Origin of the sequence: Sphingomonas sp. PP-F2F-G114-C0414 (assembly GCF_003688595.1) — a bacterium.
Taxonomy (GTDB): Bacteria; Pseudomonadota; Alphaproteobacteria; order Sphingomonadales; family Sphingomonadaceae; genus Sphingomonas.
Genome location: NZ_RCWT01000012.1, coordinates 510,801 through 530,405 on the forward strand (window position 1 = coordinate 510,801; position 19,605 = coordinate 530,405).

The following is a 19,605-nucleotide window of genomic DNA, read 5'->3' on the forward strand; positions in this document are numbered from 1 at the left end:
GGATGGTCGAGCGAGAGGTTGGCTCAGAGCGCGCGCGCAGCGGACGCGACGATGCGACCGTCGAGCATGTCGATGCGGCGCTTCGCCATGTCTGCGTGGCTAGGCGAATGCGTAACCATGATGATCGTCGCGCCCTCGTCGTTCAGTCCGGCGAGGATATTCATCACCTGCTCGCCATTGGCGGTGTCGAGGTTGCCGGTCGGCTCGTCGGCGAGGATCAGCTTGGGCGCTCCGACGATCGCGCGGGCGATCGCGGCGCGTTGCTGCTGCCCGCCCGACAGTTGGTGTGGATAATGCCGTGCACGGTGGGCGATGCCGACCTTGTCCATCGCAGCGGCGACTCGCGCCCGCCGGTCCCCAATCCCCTTGCCAGCCCCGCTCTTCTTGCCGCCATCATCCTTGCGATAGGCCAGCCCGAGCGCGACGTTCTCCTCGATCGTCAGTTCGTCGATCAGGTTGAAGCTCTGAAACACGAAACCGAGCGTGGCGCCGCGGAACTGCGCCAGTGCCTTTTCGTCGAGCGCGGCGAGATCGCGATCGTCGAACAGATACTTGCCCCCGGTCGGACGATCGACGGTGCCGAGCGTATTAAGTAGTGTCGACTTGCCACACCCCGACGGGCCCATGATCGCGACGAACTCGCCCGCCTCGACGTGCAGGTCGATATCGGCGAGCGCGGTCGTCTCGACCTCGTCGGAGACGTAGCGGCGCTGGATATTCTCAAGATGGATCACGTGAAGCCTTTCGGAGGATAGGTCTAGCGGAGGTTGAGTATGTCGCCCTTCACGGTCGCGGTACCGGAGGTGACGATGCGGTCGCCGGTGGCCACGCCAGACAGGATCTCGACCTGTTCGGGATTGCGCCGACCGGTCTTGACCGCTTGGCGGCGGGCGTGACGGCTGTCGGCGTCGAGCACGAAGACAGACGCGCCGCCGCCCGATTCCAGCCAGCCGCCAACCGGCGCGACGAGTGCGGGGGCGGTGCTGCCCAGCGTGATCCGGCTGTCGAGCGTCTGGCCGCGGTTGAGCCCAGCCGGCGCGGCCGACACGAACGTCAGTTCGACGCGGAAACGCCCGTCCTTCACCGCCGGCAACACCTTCGACACGCGCAGCCGTGCGTCACCCGCCGTCGCCGTCTGCCCCACCGCGACGCGCCCGAGATAGTATTCGTCGACGTCCGCTTCGAGCTTCCACGAGCCTTCGCTGTCGACCTGCCCCGCAGGGTCACCAGCCTTGAGCGTCTGGCCCGGCTGGATCGTGAAGTTGGTCAACCGCCCACCCGCCGGCGCACGAATCACTAGTGCATCCAGACCGGCACGCACCGCCGACAGGTTGCTTTCCAGGCGACCGCGCGTGTCGTCGAGCCGTTGGCCTTGCGTGGCCGTGATCCGCGCCTCCGCCGCGCCGCCGGATTGCAACTGCGCGAGGCGCTTTTCCTGGTACGCCGCCTCCTCGGCGAAGCTCCGCACCCCCGCATCCGACACAAAGCCCTTGTCATGCAGCTGTTGGCGAATCCCCAGTTCGCGTCGGGCCTTGATCAGGTCGTAGTTCGCCTGTGCGATCTGGCCGGCGCGCTCGAGGCGGTTACGCTCGATCCCCAGATTCTCACCCGCGACACTGCCGAGCTGGCTCGCGATCTGTGCCTCACGGGTCAGCACGTCAAGCTTGAGCGTCGGGTTGGCGAGCGTTGCGAGCGGCTGACCTTCGACGACCATCGTACCGTCCTGTACGAGCAACTTTTCGACCTGCCCGCCCGACAACACGCCGACCAGCGTCGTGACGCGCGGCGCAACGGTGGCGCGCACCGGCAAATAGTCGGCGAACGGTACACGCTCGACGATGCCGGTCTCGACGTCGGCAGCGGCCATGTCGGTCGATCCGCTGGCCGGCAGGAACCGCCACACCAACGCCGCAGCAACGATCAGCGCCACCGCGATCAGCACGCGCGGGTTGCGCCACCAAGGCGTCGCATGCCGGTCGACGCGGCGGTCCATTGCCGCGCCCGCGGATGGGCTGGCAGAAGCAGTTGCGTGTACGGGCTGTTCGGGCATCATGGTGCCAGTGTCGCCGATCACCGGCTGAAAGACTAAATCGTTATGCATCAGCCGCTTAACATGAATGCACCACCGGGCGGCCGTTCGAAAATGGACGCACCGTCCACCAATGGACGGTCCGAGGGTATGTCAACTGCCGCCACCATCCTGCTGGTCGACGACAATCAGGCGGTGGCTCGGGCGATGGAGATCGTATTCCGCATGGCAGGACACCGGCTGGATGTCGCGATGACGCCGGAAGATGCCTTCTCTCGGCTCGCTGCGTGCCGCTACGATGCCATCCTGCTCGACATGAATTTCAGCGCGGGTGAATCGAGCGGCCGCGAAGGGATGGCCTGCCTCGCTCGCATCATGTCCGACGATCCGAACGCCCGCATCGTGATCATCACCGCCCATAGCGGCATACGGATCGCGGTCGCGGCAATGCAGGCCGGCGCAAGCGATTTCATGATGAAGCCGTGGCGCAACGCCGAGCTAATCGCCAAGGTCGAGGGAGCCATGGCTCGTGGTGCGACCGTCAGCACGGGAACGCCCCGCTCTGCCAACAGCGACGAGCCGGCGCGGTTGCTCGGCGAAAGCGCAGCGATGCACCGGCTGCGCGACCTCGTTCGCCGGATCGCTCCGACTCCGGCAGGGGTCACCGTCACAGGCGCCCCAGGCAGTGGCCGGACGCTGACGGCGCTCGCGATCCACGCCGCGTCGCCGCACGCTGATACGGCGCCGATGCGGATCGACCTGCGCGACGGGGCAGCATGGGTACGGCTCGACGATGCCAAAGGCACCGCCATCCTACGCCATCCCGACCAGCTCGACACGGTCGCCCAATCGCGATTGATCGACCGCATCCCGCCCGGCGTGCGCTGCATCGCGATTGCCAAGACCGGGTTTCCGCTGACGCCGGCGCTGCGGCGGCGGCTCTGCACCGTTGAAGTCAGCGTACCGCCGCTCGCCGCTCGCGAGGACGATGCCGTATTACTAGCTCGGCATTTCGCCCGCGTTGCTGCGGACCGGTTCGGTCAACCAGAGCCGACGTTGAGCGAAACAGCCGTCGCCGCGATCCGCGCGACCGTGTGGCCCGACGATGTGCGCGGGCTGGCACTTAGCGTCGAGCGCGCCGTGCTTCTGTCGGATGGCGGCATCATAGACGCTGCGATACTCGCTCCGCCGCGGGCCGATGCGCTAATCGCTACCGGTTTACCCGATGCAGCGTTCGATCTGACCGATGCCGAAAGGACGCTGATCGAGGCGGCGCTGCGCGAGCATCGCCACAACGTTACCCATGCTGCCACCGCGCTCGGGCTGAGCCGAGGCGCGCTGTATCGTCGCATGGCGCGCTATGGGCTTTAGACCGCCTGCGAACAGGGGCCTGTCCGCGATCCTGGCAAGCCTGGGTCTCGTCGCGTCCGGCATCGCCGGGGCGACGGCATGGCGGATCGGTCTTTGGGGCCTGCTGACGGGCGCAACGCTGACCGCGGCATGGCTGGCGACGCTCGTCTGGTGGGCGGTCGTCCGTCCGCGGGCCGCTCCGCAGCCATCGGCCGCAACCGAAGCGGACGTCGACGCTATGGTGCTGCGCGTCCTGCTCGACGCCGCGCCCACCCCGCTGCTCGGCATCGAGGGCAACGCGACTCGGGCGCTGAACCGTGCCGCGCGCACGCTGTTCGCGACCAACGATCGCATCCTGCCGATCCCCGCAGCGCTGGCCGAACCGGGTGTGACGCATCTGAACCACGAAGGCCGACGGTGGCGGATCGACCGCGTCACCATATCGGACCATCGCGCCGTAGCCGCATTGATCGATATCGAACAGGAGGAGCGCGTGGCCGAAGCGCGCGCGACCACCGAAATGATCCAGGTGCTGGGCCACGAATTGCTCAACGGCCTGGCGCCGATCGCCTCGCTTGCCGAAAGTGGGGTGACGGCCGTCGACCGGCCGGGCGTCGATATCGACCTCCTGCGTGAGATTCTCTGCACGCTGGCCCGTCGTGCCGAGGGATTGCAGCGCTTCACCGAAGCCTATCGTGCGCTAGCCCGCCTGCCCGGCCCTATAATGAGGCCGACGAACCTTCGCGAGATGGCGAACGATCTCGCGCGGCTAAGCGTCGGACGCTGGCCCGATACCACGCTTTCGGTTGAGGTTGACGACGGTCTCACATGGTCGTTTGACCGCGATCAGATCGATCAGGCGCTTTGGGCGCTGCTACAGAATGCAGCAGAAGCGGCGCGATCGAGCGACGCGCGGGTCAACCTGTCGATAAGTCATGTCAAAGCCGAGCTCGTTATCGATGTCATGGACAATGGCGCAGGTATCGCTCCGGCTAGTTCCACGCTAGTCTTCCGGCCGTTTCATACGACCAAGCCAGACGGTAACGGCATCGGCCTCAGTCTCGCGCGACAAATTGCGCTAGCTCATGGCGGGAGCCTCACGCTCGTGAACGGCCCCGGCACCATATTTCGCATGACCCTTCCGCAAGCTTAGCGCTTCGAACAACATTACCCATCGGCATAGTGCGCAACAGATCGACCATAAGCCGACATTCGTAGCGCGTTCTAGCCTTCCCAACTTCCGCCATTCATTCATCGGTGTGCAATCATCCTGAAGCCGTATTGAATGACGGAAATTGAAGCCGTCGTCCCGAAGGGAGGCACCCAACAGCGTTTTCTGCGTGCAGCATATGCCGCTTACATGCGGACTTCTCTTGGCAGCCGGCCCGCTCACCGGTAACGAGCCTAGCCGAGATTACAGGCACAGTTAGGGCAAGCACGCATGTTGATCACCGTTCGCGATAACAATGTCGATCAAGCCTTGCGCGCGCTGAAAAAGAAACTGCAGCGCGAGGGTGTGTATCGCGAGATGAAGCTGCGCCGCCATTATGAAAAGCCATCCGAGAAGCGCGCGCGGGAGCATGCAGCCGCAGTCAGTCGCGCGCGCAAAGCCGATCGCAAGCGCGAGGAACGTGATCGCTGATAGGAAGCTGGCGATGAAAATTGGAACCCGAATTGACGAAACGGGCACTTTGTCACGCGATGGTGGTGCCTTCTGCCTGCGCCGCGACGCAGGCGGACGCTATCAGCTGGAACTTCAGCGTACGCCCGTGGACCTGGTTGAGAAGCGGGTAAGGCTAGTCGGTACACTCATTGGCGCCGGACTGGTCAGCGCCGACGGCGTCGCGCCGGCATAACGCGAGCGCGCGTCATCCGATCTCGAAACAGCGTACGTGGTAACCTGTCGTTTGAAATTGTGGCGGCAGACTGGACCATTGTGGACGTTCACGGGGTAATTTCAGCTCCCCAACTTCGGCCCTTCGTTCATGTCTAGGCCGGGCTATTGGCGCACGCATTTCCTCTACCTGACGGCAAGCTGAATTTCCCGATTAGAATCAACTCCGAAAATGACCTCCCCGTCTCGATCATCGCGCCTTTGCGGGAAAGACTGCGAGCCTTGCTAGAACCGCAAGATCGGTCGAGCGCGTCATATCCGGGAGCGCCTAGCTAGCGACGCCACGGAGGACAGGACGATGAAGGCGGCACTTTGCAATTACCATGCCCGGATGCAGCGGGTACTAGATCACATCGACCAGCATTTGGACGATGACCTAGACCTAGATGCGATGAGCGGCGTCGCGGCCTTTTCGAAATTCCACTTCCACCGGCAGTTCACGGCGACCTTCGGGCTATCCGTGCATCGCTACGTCCAGCTCGCCCGCATGAAGCGTGCATCCTATCGGCTGGTTTACAGGGACGCACAGAGTATCACTGAAATAGCAATGGACGCCGGATACGACGCCCCGGATGCCTTTGCCCGCGCCTTCCGGCAACGGGTCGGGCAATCGCCGTCGTCGTTTAGTAAGGCTCCCGATTGGGAACCGTGGCTTGCGGCCTTCGGGCCTCTCAACAACGCGAGGAGCAAGCTCATGCAGACCACCTACACACCCGACGATGTGACGATCCGCGACGTAGCCCCGACCCCGGTGGCGATCATGGAGCATCGCGGCGACCCGGTAACAATCGGCGCTACCATTCAGCGGTTCATCGCTTGGCGGAAGGCAACCGGCCTGTCGCCGACGGTTAGCCCGACATTCAACGTTTTCCACTCCGCTCCGCGCACGACGCCCCCGGCCGAGTATCGCATGGACCTATGCGTCGGCACCGATCGACCGATCGAGGCAAACGGCGAGCGGATCGAAGCCGGCACCATCCCCGGCGGACGCTGCGCGGTGCTGCGCGTCGTCGGCAACACCGACAATCTGGAGCTGGCCGCGCTGTACCTCTACCGCGATTGGCTACCCGCTAGCGGGGACGAGGCACGAGATTTTCCACTCTACTGCCAGCGCGTCGCCTTCTTTCCGGAGGTGCCGGAGCATGAGGCAGTCGCGGAATTGTTCCTGCCACTAAAGTAGCTTGGTGAGGGGCAGCATTGATCCTTTGCGCCGTCGCAGCAAACAAGCCGCCCCCTTCCCGAAATTCGATCATAAAACGACAATTGAGGATCACCCCTTCCTGATGCCGCTTGCTGGCGGAAGTGCCACCCTTTTTACGCATTCTGCAAAGACAGGCCGATTATTCCGTTCTCACCGAACCTAGAAAATCTGAGCTGGCAAAGAATGTATCGAGGTTATCGCGGAGTTGTCGGCCCATTTTGGCAATGGCCTCCGCTGTTTTACCTGTGATATGAAGCGTCAAAAGGACATTTGGTACGCGCTTCCAGCGGCCAGCGTCCGCGGGCTCGTCGCAAAACGTCGAGAGCAGCCCCGCCAAGATGACCTGTTTCTAGTGCAGCAATCAAAGCATCTTCATTTATGAGGTATCCACGCGCGACATTCACCAAATACCCTTTTGGACCTAATCATTGATAATGTTGCTGGAGATAAGGCCGGGGAACAGCGGACCGCGCTGTGCCCTATCGATCACCCGGCGAGTCATCGCGCAAACCCGCGATGCTCTGTCAGCGCTTTGGGCGGCAACACGAATGGAGAAAAAGTAAAGCGTTTTGCACGCGATCACTCGGCAGCTCAGTCAAAGTCTGCATCGTAGGCGTACGGAACGTAGAGCGGGTTCGCACTGCGGCACGCTGCCTGTAAGCCGACACTATCTCATTGCGGTCAAGAGTGTAGAACTGCCTGACGACCATGACAACGGGAGCCTACAGTGATCCTGGTCCGGCTCTTCTCATATCGTGCAAGGACGGCGCCGCTGCGGTGGCTCGCTTGGCTGACGCTGACGCTGGGGTTTGGTTGGCTGAGCATCGAAACGCTAGCTCGGGTGGAAGGCGTCGTGCTGATGAGCGTGTTCGCCGCGCTAGGCTTATTCGCAGCGAAGATCGGCACCGAAACGGTGCGCCGCGTTCATGACGGCGGGCAGAGCGGCTGGTGGGTGCCGACGGTCGCCACTGGCGTGGTCGCGCTTGTGCTGACCGCAGTCGCGCGCTGGTTAGGCCATGATGCCGATGCGATTGTCTGGGGAACGCTAACGCTCGCGGGAATTGCGACAGCGGCGTTGGGGCTGCGACCGGGCGAGCGCGGTATCAATGACCATGGCGCCCCGCCCACACCATGGACATCGAGCGGACCTGCCGATGGGCGGGCGGGTCTGATGGTAGCTGCGTTGTTGCTGGCAGCGGGGATCGCCGCGGGCGGTGCAGTTATTACATGGCAGAATGCGCTGGTCCGCGAGCGTGATGCACGCATGCACGCTGCCGAGCCGCGCGTGCCGGACACTTCGGCGATACAGGCGACAGGCAACGAGGTATCGATGAACCACGAGCGTGAAGCATCCGGCAATGATAATACTGCCCTGTCGACGCAGATCGACAGCCTGCTCAACGAAGGACACGCGCGATGATCACGGCCAACGCCGAGCGGCTGAAAGCCGCACAGTTGCTGTTGATCCGTTTTATCCAGATCGGGCGCTCAGGTTCCAAGGCAGATGCAAAGCGAGCAGCGGCGCTGCAACGGAGTCCTGCAGGCTGGCCGATCCCGAACCATGGCGGCTTTCGCATCGACACCAAGTCAAACGCCGAAATCGCCCGCTGGGTGTTTCCCAAGTCAAGCTATTCTCTTGAACGCCTCGCTCGTTCCATCAGCGATCCCCGCTATTTTTTGAAGCTGTGCGGCGCGGCCGGTGATTTGCAAGCAGCCCTACCGAGTGGCGGGACGCTACACGCTCCGGGCTACTTCATGAGGCAACTGCGATGCCCCAGAGCGAACACTTGCCGGACGGATACAGGATTGAGGTCAAGCGAACCGGCATGGACATTAGCAAATGCCGCCCTGGCGCGATCGCGGCACCTCAGGATTCAGAGCGTGAGACTACAAATCCAGATGTAGAAACTGGTTGAACGCGGTAGCTCTATATTCTCCAAACGCCGCTCCGTTCGTGAAACCTCGACGGCGGTAGAGCGCGAGGGCTGGCTCGAACGCAGCACCGCTACCGGTTTCGAGGCTCAACCGTTTTACGCCCCGGCTTCGCGCAACATCTATAATCGTATCCAGCAGGGCCGCTGCTGCCCCCTGACGCAGGAACTCAGGGTGAGTTCGCATCGACTTCACCTCAGCGCCATCGCCGGCCAGCATCTTGATCGCGCCAACACTGGCAACTTGGCCGTCACGCCACGCCGTCCACACTGTGATTTCCGGAGCCTGCAAGCCTGTAAGATCGAGAGCAAAAACATTGTCCGGGGGCGAGGTGTCATGCATTCCAGCAAGATGCAGCGCCAACAGGGAACGGGTTTGATCGCCAGATAAATCGTCTTTGCGGATTTCGAACATCGTGCCTCTTGCTCGCCGGTTCACGTCCCCAGCCTGAATATCCGCTACATTGATCTTCATCAAGGCCACTAGCAAGTTTCTAACAGGACACGTCGCCATAAAGCCGGTCCGTACGATAAAAGTCTAGATAGCGCGACATTTCTAGGTCGACGATCTCAATTCACCTACTTGGAAATCAATGGTTATACCTCAAATGTATTTACACATCGCCGAATTATTCCCAGTTTACATCAAAATTCGAGATTTTCTGATAGTCTGGTGATTTTCAAAAATCATCGGCAACGCATCCGCGCAATCATGGAGCCGCGCACATTTCCCCCGCAGCTCCTTTCAGCACCGCGCAATACCACGCTGAGACGGTCCGTTTCCACGCGCCGATCAACGTACGTGTCGACGGCAGCGCCGCATTGGAGGGATGCCGGAAATCCCCGGCCTAGAGTCCGTTGGAAAGCCGCACCGGCGTTCCTACCATGATCGGAAAGACAGCTATGCCCCTCCCCTCGAAGTTGAGCGTTGCCCAGGCAATGATTATTACTGCCGCGACCGCCTTCAGTACGACGCTGTGCCTGCTGGCGGTCGTTGGTCCCGTTTACGAGCGATCCGCTCACATGGTCGTGAGCAGTCCGCAAACGCGCCCGAGCGCATTGGTCTAGCCGACCCGCAGTGGCACCGACAGGAAATGCCGAACATGCGCCACGAACGCGAGCGACGCGGGCTCGCGCCCGAGCAGGAGATGGTTGTCGCTGTCGAGCGTGACGAACTCGGCACCCGGTATCTCGGCGGCAAGCTCGCCGCCGGTCGCCAGCGGAATACGACGATCGCCGCGCGCGTGCATCACCAGCGTCGGCGCCTGGACGTCCTTCAGAATCGCGCGGACGTCGATATCGGCGAACACTTCAAGATAGCGCGCGGCGTTCTCGGCATGGACGGTCTGGCGCTGGAAGATGTTGAACCAGTCGAGTTCCTCGGCGGTCGCGCTCGGCATGAAGGTCGCGGTCACGACCTGGCGGTAGGCGGCATCGGTACGCCCCCAACCCTGCCGGACGAGCGTGATGATCGCCTCGCGTTCCTCGATCACATCCGGTGTGGCATTGATCCGCCACCCGGCGGCATACCCGCCCCACAGAATCAGGTGACTCACTCGTTCGGGATGGCGCACCGCGTAAGCGATCGCGACCGCGCAACCCTGCGACAGGCCCAATAACGGGAAGCGATCGATCCCGGCGGCATCGACCACCGCCTCGAGATCGCTGACGAACGCGTCGAAGTTGATATCCGCGACACACGCCTCCGACATGCCGTTGCCCCGCGCGTCATAGCGTACGAACATGTGATCGCGCGCCAGCTCCTGGAACAACGGCGCCCAGATCGGCGCATCCCAGTCGAGCTCGAGGTGGTTGAGCCAGTTCGCCGCCTTGACGAGCGGCGCCCCCTCCCCGACGCAGGCATAAGCCAGCCGAACGCCGTCCGCCGCCTTGCAGAACTGAATCTTCTGCCGCTGCAGCATGTCGTGTGCGGGCAGAACCGGGATCGCCAGTTCGCGCGCCGCTTCCCGCGTCAACGGCGGTGGCGGCAAGCCCGCCTCGCTCACCGCATCCGCGAAGCTACGCTGGGCGACCTTCGCATCGTCCTGCCGCCCGAGCTGCCGAAGCGTCTCCTGCAGATGCACCGCCGCATCGGTGTTGAACGGATCCGCGTCGAGCCACTCGCGCGCCCAGGGAAGCCGATCCTCCGGCGACAACGCGATCGACACGACGAGTCGGTGCAACAGCGATCGGCGCAGCCGCTCGGCGGCGGCGCGTTCGGCGGCAAGCCAGATCGCGAACCGCTCATGCCGCGGCATATCGAGCCCCGCCAGCAACGGCTCGCGAAGAGCAACCAACGCTGCCAGCAGATCCGCTGCCACAGGTGGCTCCGTATCGAGCGCCCGTTGCGCGTCATGGATATCGACGACGATCCCCTCGCGGTCGATCGCGACCGTCTCGCGGTCGGCGATCAGCCGTCGGCGATCCCGGTCCATGACTGGTCGCAGCTTGCTCAGCGACCAGCGGAGCGCGCCGCGCGGATCGTCGGGGCCCTCGTCCCACAACAGATCGCACAAGTGTTCGCGGCGTTGTGGGCGATCCGCCAAGAGAAGATAGGCGATCAGCGCACGGGTCTTGCGCGAGGCGGGGAGATCAACGGCTACCGATTCTGACGTTATCGCCAGAGAACCCAGTAAGTTGACGACCAGTTTTGGCAAATGATCGATCGATACGGCCTCTCGACGTGAAATAGCATTTACCACGCCGTCAGCGGCAATGTCCACGCGCACTCAATCGCTGGTCCCCACGACGGGGGTCGAGTGCAACATCGGCGAAACGCGACACGACGTCGCACCCGATCGACTGGAACAATTCCCATGAAAAGCTCGTATCTTCCCGAAACGCCGATGCTGGCCCGCTTGCCCGCAGGATCGCTGTGACGTTCTGGCTCGACCTGGGCGGCGTCGCCGTGCGGTCGGATAGCAAGTTCGCCGCCAATATGCCCGCTTCGCCGTCTGGCCCGATCCGGATCGGGCATGTCCTCAGCGTGATCGTGATCATACTGCTGTTCGTCGATGCGGTCGCCCAGCTGGCCTCGTTGCCCATGCTGCGCGCCGAGGTCGAGGCGAGCGGCTTTCCGTTCGCGCTGTCACCGGTGGTCGGAACGATCACGATGACTTGCGTCGTCCTGTACGCGGTCCCGCGCACCGCGGTGCTGGGCGCGATCCTGCTCACCGGGTTTCTGGGCGGCGCGATCTGCCTGCATCTCCGCCTCGGTGAAATCGGCTCACCTCCTCAGATCGTCAGCCTGACGCTCGGCGTCATGGCGTGGGGCGGACTGTACCTGCGCGATCCGCGGTTGCGCGCGCTGCTGCCCTTTCGCGCCTGACCCGCCACGCCCTTTTTACTTTATACGCCGTCACTTCGGGTGCCGGCCAAGGACCCGACATGACCATTTCAACACTCACGCCCGCCCCGTTCACCCGCGCGGCGACGCTCGACACGACGCGCTTCTATATGGGCAGCCTGATGAGCTTCCTGACCACCGGTGCCGAAACCGAAGGCGGCTTTGCGCTGATGGAATATCGCGGCAAACCCGGTAACGAGCCGCCGCCGCATATCCACCTCTGGGAAAACGAGATCGTCTACGTTCTGGACGGTATTATGGAAATGTATTGCGGCGATACGGTCATGCTCCTTCATCCGGGGGCGATGGCGTTCGTCCCGCGTGGCCAGCCGCACGCCTTTTATATCCGCTCGGCACAGTTTCGGGCCCTGGTGATCGTCCAGGCGGTGGGCGAGCACCCCGTCCAGCTCGACGAATATTTCCGTCGGATGAGCACCCCCGCGGTAAGCATGACGTTGCCCCCGAATACCGCCACGACCTATCAGACCGAGGATCCGGAGCGCGCGGTCGCGCTGGCCAACGAGCACAACATGACGATCCTGTCGCCCGATGAGGCCGCCATCGCCCTGCCGCAATACCCCGGCTTCGGCAAAGCCGAGCCGCTGCGCGACGACACTGCGCTGCGCAACCAATCGCTCGCAGTGTTCGGTGCCGGTCCAGGACAATGGCCGCTTACCGCCACCGGCAGCGCGTCGTGACGACGATGGCGGCGGTTCGACCCGCCGAAGACGACACGGCGCGGAAACTCTACGAAGGGCTGACCGATGGCGGGGGCGAGCGGTCGCGGACCGCGATCGAGCGGGTTCTGCGCGACAATGGCCTAGCGATCGACGATCCCCGGCTGCGCGAGCTCGACGCCCTGATGCAGGGCTATGCGCAGGCGGTCGACATCCCGTTCGAGGCGATCGCGCCCGCGCTGGCCGGTGCGAACCGGACATTGCTCAGCCGTGCGCTAACCGGCAATCTGGTGATCCCCGACTTCACCGCGTTCTGCGCGGAGATCACCCGGATGTTCGACGCCGTGCGCGATTGCCGCGACGGTGACGTCGCCGCCTACATCCCGCAACTCGCGCGCGCCGACCCCGACGGCTTTGCGGTGGCGGTGTGCACGATCGACGGGCAACGCTTCGCGATCGGCGACACCGCGACGCGCTACTGCGTGCAATCGACCTGCAAGCCGGTCAACTACGCGATCGCGCTCGACCGGCTTGGCGTCGATGCGGTCCACCGTCATGTCGGTCGCGAGCCATCCGGCCACTCGTTCAACGCGATCACGCTGAATGGCGCAGGCCTGCCGCACAATCCGATGATCAACGCGGGCGCGATCATGTGTGCGTCGCTGATCGCGCCGGAACAGTCCGCCGCGGACCGGTTCGACACCGTGATGCAGATCTGGGGTGCGCTCGCCGGCAAAGGGGGCGGTCGGTTTCGACAACGCGGTCTTCCTGTCCGAGCGCGACACCGCCGATCGCAATTTCGCGCTCGCCTATTTCATGCGCGAGAACGGCGCATTTCCCGAGGGCACCGACCTGAAGGCGACGCTCGACCTGTATTTCCAATGCTGCTCGATCACCGTCGACGCGCCCGGCATGGCGACGATCGCCGCGACGTTCGCAAACGGCGGTGTCTGCCCGCTCAGCAACGAGCGCGTCTTCACCAGCGACACCACCAAGAACTGCCTGTCGCTGATGGCGTCGTGCGGCCTGTATGATTTCTCCGGCGAGTTCGCGTTCACCGTCGGGTTGCCCGCGAAATCGGGCGTTTCGGGCGCGCTGTTCATCACCATTCCGGGCGTTTGCGGGATCGCGGTGTGGAGTCCGCGCCTCGACGCGCTGGGCAATTCGGTGCGCGGCGTCGAATTCGCCCGCCGGCTCGCCAAGCGGTTCGCATTCGACGGCTTGGTCGCGACGGCGGAACAGATCAACCCGCGCCGGCGGTCCGCCGAAGCCGCGGTCGATCAGGCCACCTATTTCTGCGCCGCCGCGGCAAAGGGCGACCTGACCGAATTGCGCCGCCTGATGGCGCGCTCGATCGACGTGAACCTTGCCGATTACGACGGCCGGACGGCGCTCCATCTGGCGGCCAGCGAAGGCCGCGCGGACGTACTCCGGTATCTCCTGCCGCTCGGCGCGGCGACGGACGTGGCCGACCGCTGGGGCAACACCCCGCTCGACGATGCGCGCCGCAACGGCGACGCGGCAAGCATCGCGCTCCTGCAACCAAGCAAGCCCGACGCCGTGGAACTCAACCCCGGCGGCATTTTCCCGCGCGGATCGATCGAAGCCTTGGCCTATTGATCGCCGCCCCTTCGCCAATCTCTGCAATCACGCGCCCGCTCGAAATCGGGCGCTCGCCCCCTGCTCTCCCCTGAAGGCGGTAATCCAAAGCGGATTCCCGCCCTCGCGGTGAACCATGCTACGTCTCGGCTCGGGACCCGACGCCTTCCCGGCGTACGGCCCCATTCTCGCGGCACCTCACATCGGCCCACCCGTCTCATGAGTCATCTCGCTATCGCGACGCTCGGCATCTTGTCGGTTTTCCAATCGACCACTGCGGTACCGCTGCCCCCCTCGCGCAAGACGCGCGCGCTCCTCGCCTATCTCGTTCTCGCCACCCGCCCACAGCGCCGCGAGCATCTGATTGATCTGTTCTGGGGTGATGGCCCCGACGATCCCCGCGGCGCGCTGCGCTGGTCGCTCAGCAAGATCCGCGCGCTGATCGACACCGATCGCCCGCGCGTCATCGCGGACCGCGAGACCGTCGCGTTCGATGCCGGCGAAGTGACGATCGACCTTCATGCCGCCCGCCAGATCGGTCCCGACGCGTCGGTCGACGAAGTCGTCGCGTGCCTCACGGCATTGCGCCAACCGTTGCTCGCCGGGATCGATCTGTCCGACAACGCGGCGTTCCAGGCGTGGCTGGTGGCGGAACGCGAGGCGACCGCGCGGTTGCGACGCACGCTGCTGCAACGGCTCGTCGCGGACATGCCGCTCTCTCACGAGGACCGGCTCCCCTGGTGCCGCGAATGGTGCGACGCGGATCCGTTCAATCACGAGGCCGCAGCACGGTTGCAAACGACCTTGCGCGAACTGGGCCGGCTTGCAGATGCCAAGCGAGTCGAACGAGACTTCTCCGCCGGGCTGCGTGAGGCAGGGCTGCCTAGATCACCGGCAATGCCATTCGAACCTGCGCCCTCGCCGACACCGGCTCCCGCATATGCACCGGCGCCAGCGCTCGCTGCCGGAACTGATCGGATGACGCTGCACCGGCAGAAGATCAGCTTCGCGACAACCGATGACGACGTGCGGATCGCCTATGCCTCGGTCGGCGACGGTCCACCGCTGGTCAAGGTCGCCAACTGGCTCAATCATCTCGAGCTCGACTGGGACGCGCCGGTGTGGGCACCGCTGTTCCATGATTTGGCGCAGGACCACCGCTTCCTCCGCTACGACGGGCGCGGCAACGGCATGTCGGACCGGGAGGTCGCCCTGATCGACTTCGATACGTTGGTGCACGATCTGGAGACGGTCGTCGACGCGGCCGGGATCGACCGTTTCCCGCTGCTCGGCATCTCGCAAGGCTGTTCGGTCGCGATCGAATATGCCGCGCGGCACCCGGAACGCGTCAGTCACCTGATCCTGTGGGGTGGTTTTGCGGCCGGCTGGCGCGTGATCGGCACGCCCGATGTCCACAAGGAACGCGAGGCGATCCTGACGCTCGTCCGTCAAGGCTGGGGGCGATCCGACCCCGCGTACCGCAAGCTCGTGACGTGGCAGTTCATGCCGGGCGCCTCCGCCGAGGAACTCGACTGGTTCGACGCGTTTCAGCGCGAGACGGTCAGCGCCGAGAACGCGGTGCGCTTCGCAAACGTGTTCGCCGATATCGATGTGCGCCACCGGCTGGCCGGCGTGACCACGCCGACGCTGGTGATGCACGGCCGCGGCGACCGACAGATCCCGCTGGCGGTTGCTGGCGCGCTCGCGGCGGCGATCCCCGGTGCCGAGTTCGTGACCCTCGACACCGAGAATCATGTCCTACTCGGCCGGGAGCCCGCGGCCGCGGGCTTCGTCGCGCATATCCGCCAGTTCCTTGCCGAAGAACGCAGGAGCGCCGGCGGATGACCGAGTTTCCGACGATCGCGCGGCCGTCAGCAGCGCCGCCGCCCGCTCGCCGATCACCACGCACGGCGCCATCGTGTTGCCGGTCGTCACCCGCGGCATGATCGAGGCATCGGCGACACGCAGGTTGGTGATGCCGTAGACGCGCAGCTCGGCGTCGACGACCGACATCGCATCACGCCCCATCTTGGCGGTGCCAGCCTGATGCCAGACGGTCGACGCCGTATTCCGCACGAATGCGGTCAGGGCCTCCCGGCTCAAATTGCCGGGCATAACCTCGCGCTTGACGTACGGACGCAGCTCTGTGCCGTTGCCGATATCGCGACACAGCTCGACGCTGCGCACCAGCGCCGTCAGGTCATCGGGATCGGCCAGTGCGTTGGCCTCGATCCGCACCGGCGACGCGGGCGCCGCACCGGTGAGCGTCACCAACCCGCGGCTCTTCGGCCGGACCAGGCCGGGCAGCAACGACCAGGACGCAGCGGGGACGACATAGCGTCCCCCCGCATCGTGCGCGACGATCGGCGCCTCGACCACGAAGGCCTGGATATCGGGCGTCTCCAGGTGCGGATCGCTTTTCCAGAAAAAGGTCGCCTCGCCCAGATTGTTGCGGGGGACGATCGGTTCGGGACTTTCCCAGATACACCCCGCCACCATCACGTGATCCTGGAAGTTGCGCCCGACGCCGGGCAAGTGCTCGACCAGCGCGATGCCGTGTCGCCGCAACTGCGCCATATCCCCGATGCCCGACTGCATCAGCAGCTTCGGCGTGTTGATCGCGCCAAGCGACAGGATCGTCTCGCATCGCGCGCGGATCTGCCGCCACTGCCCGTCGATCACGATCTCGACGCCCTTCGCCTCGCGGCGTTCGATCAACACGCGGGTCACCGTGGCGTGGGTCAACACGGTAAGGTTGGGCTGCGCCATCGCCGGGTACACATACCGCCGGAACACCGACGACCGCAGCCCGCCGCTGATAGTGAGATTGCACAGCGCGGCACCGCCTGCCCCTTCCATCATCGCACCGTTGTGATCGGCGAACGTGGCGATCCCCGCATCGGCGGCCCCGCGGAGCATCGCCGTGGCGAGCGGATGCGGGCCCCGGGCGGGTTCGACGGGGAACAGCCCGCCCTGCCCGCGACGCCGCGGATCGGGTGCACCGCGCCAATCCTCGATCCGGCGATAAATGCCCAGCACCGACTCGTAACTCCAGGCATCGTCACCGGTTTCGCGCGCAAAATGGTCCCAGTCGCTCCGATGCCCGCGCGACCAGACCATCGCGTTGATCGACGACCCACCGCCCAGCCCTTTGCCCATCGACAACGGCATCGCACGTCCATTCAGATGCGCGCTCGGCTCCGCGACAAACCCCCAGTCGCGTTCGCCACCGAGGTTGCCTATCCAGAGCGCGGGATCGGACACGGTCGGCGAAGCATCGCCGCCGCCCGCCTCGATAAGCAGCACGGTGACATCGGGATTCTCCGCGAGCCGCCGCGCGACGACCGAACCGGACGACCCCGCCCCGCAAACGATATAGTCGTATTCGCGACGGTCGTCGGCACGCTGGAGGGCTTGGTTCGCCGCGACGCGCGTTTCGAAAGCGGCAATGGGCTCGCGGTCATGCTTCAGGGCGGCGCCTTGCTCGATGATACTCCGGGTATCGGAGCCGGTAGCGCTGACGATAGGGTTCTTCACATGTCCATCCTTCGATCGCGGCGCCCGGATGTCGGTAACGCCGCGATCTGTATCGGTGACACGCCGCGGCGCAGTCGGGGATGTGAGCGTGGAAACGGCGCGCGCGGCCGTGGTATTCCGGGACCACGCGGCGTGAAGAGTGGTAAGATTAAGTAGTTCGGTTACCCCTCGTCGACTCGAACCAAATGGCCCCTGCGTCGGCATCTGTCCCGGAACCTGCTGGGCTAACAAAGCCCAGGCCTTCGCCGGTCCGGCACATCCTACGCGGATGCTACCTTACGTTGGGGCGGCCAGACGCCAATTCGCCCGACTTACCCGATCTCGATCACACCGCTCGATGCCCCTCGATCAGAAGCTTGCCTGCGCCGGCATAGTGACGCGGCTGCGCGGATGCGTGTTGCCCCGCAGCGTGGATGTCGCGCAGCCGGCGTTGCAGGGGCGACGTATCGTAGAGCGCACTCGCCCCGCCAAGGCGGAAGCAAGCATCGACGATCCCCACGCAGGTCGACTGCAGCCAAACCGCCGTCTGCGTCGCCTCGGCAAGACGCGCATCGGTGTGCAAAGTCCCCGCGAGCGCGTGCTGCCAGTGACTGGCGGTCTGCACCTGGAGCATGGCGCGGGCTGCCCGTAACTCCGCCTTGATCCGGCCCAGCTCTACTTGGAACATCTCCATGTCTCGCAACGCATCCCTGGCGTATTGAAGACGCCTGCCGCTGTTGGCCATGGCGACGATATCGTCGACCGCCCCCTCTGCCATGCCGACGACGACCGCAGCGTAGATCAGTGGAAGCAAATGCGGGGGCGCCTGCAAGAGGGGTTCGGGCATGCAGACGATCCCCATAGCCGGATCGAACACATTTGCAGCGGGGACGAAGACTCCGTCGACTCGGATATGGTGGCTACCGGTTCCCTTGAGGCCCGCGACGGACCAGGTGTCCTCGATGTGCCATGTGCGCGCCGGCATGATGAAGCCGCGCATCGCGTCGTCGTCGTCGACGAACACGCCGAGCATCCACTGCGCGTGCTGGCAACCACTGGCGAACGGCCACCGCCCGGTGACCAGCCAGCCACCATCGACGGTCTGCGCGGTGCCCAATGGCTGGGAGGAGCCCGCGACGACGACGTCGGGACTGTCCCGGTAGATCAGGTCATATGTTTCCTGCGGCAGGAGAGGCAGGAACAGCGACGAGCTGCATCCGATCATCGCCGTCCATCCAACCGATCCGTCGATGCGGCCGAGCGCACTGATAGCCTCGACGATCGATGGGAGATCGAACTCCAAGCCACCGCGACTTCGGGCCGCTGTCATCCGGAAGATGCCGATAGTACGGAGCCGGTCGATCAGGTCCGACGGCACGCGGCGGCCGATCTCGATCTCGTCGGCACGCGCCCGTATTTCGGGTGCGAGCGCCTGAATATTGGCCAGCAATTCTTCAATATTATTGGAGATGGGATAGCCACTGTTGAAGTCCGTGGGGCGTGTAGCTGGCAGGCGCGATACCATAACGGTCATTTCGATTTCCTCGCTGGCGATGGCGGCAATAGTGCCTCTCCGACCGTCCGAGAGGACCGTCTGTGCCAGCGGGGAAGCGCGCGTTGGTTCTCAGCTGTTGAGCGTGGAAAGCACCACTGCCGCTATCGTCATTCATGTAGTCGCTGACGAATTTACCAGCCGACAGGGCGGCGCGCGGAGCTGACGAATACGCGGTTTCCAGTAGATATTTGCCGGTTGGGTAGTTGGGTTTGAATGCGCCGCGGGGGGATGAAGGCGGCCATTCAGGTCAACGTCTCCGCTTTTGAAACCGGACACGCCTTCATGATCCGTTTCGACGGTGATCGGTCACGGTCGACCTGCCCTGCGACCTTTACTCTTCGCAGTGCTGAACCAGCCGAAACGCCGTGACACGCGCCGCCTCAGCGCCATCTGAGCGCGGGCGCGACGTAGGTCAGGACGGACTCGAGCACATGCGCGTTATAGTCGATGCTGAGTTGGTTCGGCACCGTGAGCAGGTTGCAGGCCTTTATCAGGAACGCACCGAGA

17 protein-coding genes and 2 pseudogenes are annotated in these 19,605 nt (G+C 64.3%); 12 read left to right on the top strand and 7 right to left on the bottom strand.

All coding sequences use genetic code 11. The features are described from left to right. Positions 1–23: 23 nt before the first annotated feature. Positions 24–734, bottom strand: a complete 711-nt coding sequence (locus tag C8J47_RS14365) for an ABC transporter ATP-binding protein (protein WP_121886186.1) — start codon at positions 732–734, stop codon at positions 24–26. A 23-nt stretch (positions 735–757) separates the two neighbouring features. Further along, a complete protein-coding gene (locus tag C8J47_RS14370; RefSeq protein WP_259467564.1) occupies positions 758–2,101 on the bottom strand; it encodes an efflux RND transporter periplasmic adaptor subunit in 1,344 nt (447 codons plus the stop codon). Positions 2,102–2,179: 78 nt separating this feature from the next. On the opposite strand from C8J47_RS14370, the gene C8J47_RS14375 reads away from it, so the two are divergent. From C8J47_RS14375 to C8J47_RS14395, 5 genes are all read left to right on the top strand, one after another. After that, positions 2,180–3,400: a sigma-54 dependent transcriptional regulator gene (locus C8J47_RS14375; RefSeq protein ID WP_121886268.1), complete on the top strand. Its 1,221-nt coding sequence runs from the start codon at positions 2,180–2,182 to the stop codon at positions 3,398–3,400. Further along, the gene (locus C8J47_RS14380) at positions 3,390–4,532 is read left to right on the top strand and encodes a PAS domain-containing sensor histidine kinase (protein WP_121886188.1); all 1,143 of its coding nucleotides are present in this window, start codon (positions 3,390–3,392) and stop codon (positions 4,530–4,532) included. The genes C8J47_RS14375 and C8J47_RS14380 overlap by 11 nt, the downstream gene beginning before the upstream one ends. Before the next feature lie 288 nt (positions 4,533–4,820). Continuing rightward, on the top strand, positions 4,821–5,021 hold the full coding sequence (gene rpsU, locus C8J47_RS14385) for a 30S ribosomal protein S21 (protein WP_056052371.1): 201 nt from the start codon (positions 4,821–4,823) through the stop codon (positions 5,019–5,021). Positions 5,022–5,034: 13 nt separating this feature from the next. Then, a complete protein-coding gene (locus tag C8J47_RS19375; RefSeq protein ID WP_121886269.1) occupies positions 5,035–5,235 on the top strand; it encodes a DUF5818 domain-containing protein in 201 nt (66 codons plus the stop codon). Between the two features lie 336 nt (positions 5,236–5,571). Continuing rightward, the gene (locus C8J47_RS14395) at positions 5,572–6,453 is read left to right on the top strand and encodes a GyrI-like domain-containing protein (protein WP_121886189.1); all 882 of its coding nucleotides are present in this window, start codon (positions 5,572–5,574) and stop codon (positions 6,451–6,453) included. 332 nt (positions 6,454–6,785) lie between these two features. On the opposite strand, the pseudogene C8J47_RS19810 reads toward C8J47_RS14395, so the two are convergent. Then, a pseudogene (locus C8J47_RS19810) lies at positions 6,786–6,884 on the bottom strand (NAD(P)-dependent oxidoreductase); the annotation flags it as partial. Positions 6,885–7,201: 317 nt separating this feature from the next. Between C8J47_RS19810 and C8J47_RS14405 the strand changes: the two are divergent. Both C8J47_RS14405 and C8J47_RS18975 read left to right on the top strand, forming a co-directional pair. After that, positions 7,202–7,894, top strand: coding sequence for a DUF805 domain-containing protein (locus C8J47_RS14405; RefSeq protein WP_121886190.1), 693 nt, complete (start codon positions 7,202–7,204; stop codon positions 7,892–7,894). Beyond that, a complete protein-coding gene (locus C8J47_RS18975; protein WP_147454338.1) occupies positions 7,891–8,379 on the top strand; it encodes a hypothetical protein in 489 nt (162 codons plus the stop codon). Before C8J47_RS14405 ends, C8J47_RS18975 begins: the two co-directional genes overlap by 4 nt. Here the strand turns inward: C8J47_RS18975 and C8J47_RS14410 are convergent. Next, positions 8,362–8,880, bottom strand: coding sequence for a GNAT family N-acetyltransferase (locus tag C8J47_RS14410; protein ID WP_310886135.1), 519 nt, complete (start codon positions 8,878–8,880; stop codon positions 8,362–8,364). The two genes, C8J47_RS18975 and C8J47_RS14410, sit on opposite strands and share 18 nt — an antisense overlap. A 589-nt stretch (positions 8,881–9,469) precedes the next feature. Continuing rightward, the gene (locus tag C8J47_RS14420) at positions 9,470–10,951 is read right to left on the bottom strand and encodes an alpha/beta fold hydrolase (RefSeq protein WP_220683383.1); all 1,482 of its coding nucleotides are present in this window, start codon (positions 10,949–10,951) and stop codon (positions 9,470–9,472) included. 329 nt (positions 10,952–11,280) lie between these two features. Between C8J47_RS14420 and C8J47_RS14425 the strand changes: the two genes are divergently transcribed. The 5 genes and pseudogenes from C8J47_RS14425 (at position 11,281) to C8J47_RS14445 (ending at position 15,872) form a co-directional block, all read left to right on the top strand. Further along, on the top strand, positions 11,281–11,733 hold the full coding sequence (locus tag C8J47_RS14425) for a DoxX family protein (RefSeq protein WP_259467565.1): 453 nt from the start codon (positions 11,281–11,283) through the stop codon (positions 11,731–11,733). 59 nt (positions 11,734–11,792) lie between these two features. Further along, positions 11,793–12,449, top strand: a complete 657-nt coding sequence (locus C8J47_RS14430) for a cupin domain-containing protein (RefSeq protein WP_121886192.1) — start codon at positions 11,793–11,795, stop codon at positions 12,447–12,449. Positions 12,450–12,760: 311 nt separating this feature from the next. Continuing rightward, positions 12,761–13,150, top strand: a pseudogene (locus C8J47_RS19595) (glutaminase); the annotation flags it as partial. Further along, entirely contained in the window at positions 13,149–14,048 is a 900-nt protein-coding gene (locus tag C8J47_RS14440; protein ID WP_121886193.1) for a glutaminase, read from the top strand. The pseudogene C8J47_RS19595 and the gene C8J47_RS14440, both read left to right, overlap by 2 nt. A 198-nt stretch (positions 14,049–14,246) precedes the next feature. Continuing rightward, complete coding sequence (locus C8J47_RS14445; protein ID WP_121886194.1) at positions 14,247–15,872, top strand: alpha/beta hydrolase; 1,626 nt, start codon at positions 14,247–14,249, stop codon at positions 15,870–15,872. Here C8J47_RS14445 and C8J47_RS14450 read toward each other — a convergent pair. Continuing rightward, positions 15,786–17,564, bottom strand: a complete 1,779-nt coding sequence (locus C8J47_RS14450; protein ID WP_220683384.1) for a GMC family oxidoreductase — start codon at positions 17,562–17,564, stop codon at positions 15,786–15,788. The two genes, C8J47_RS14445 and C8J47_RS14450, sit on opposite strands and share 87 nt — an antisense overlap. Positions 17,565–17,889: 325 nt before the next feature. Next, positions 17,890–19,077: a hypothetical protein gene (locus C8J47_RS14455; protein WP_220683385.1), complete on the bottom strand. Its 1,188-nt coding sequence runs from the start codon at positions 19,075–19,077 to the stop codon at positions 17,890–17,892. Between the last annotated feature and the right edge of the window lie 528 nt (positions 19,078–19,605).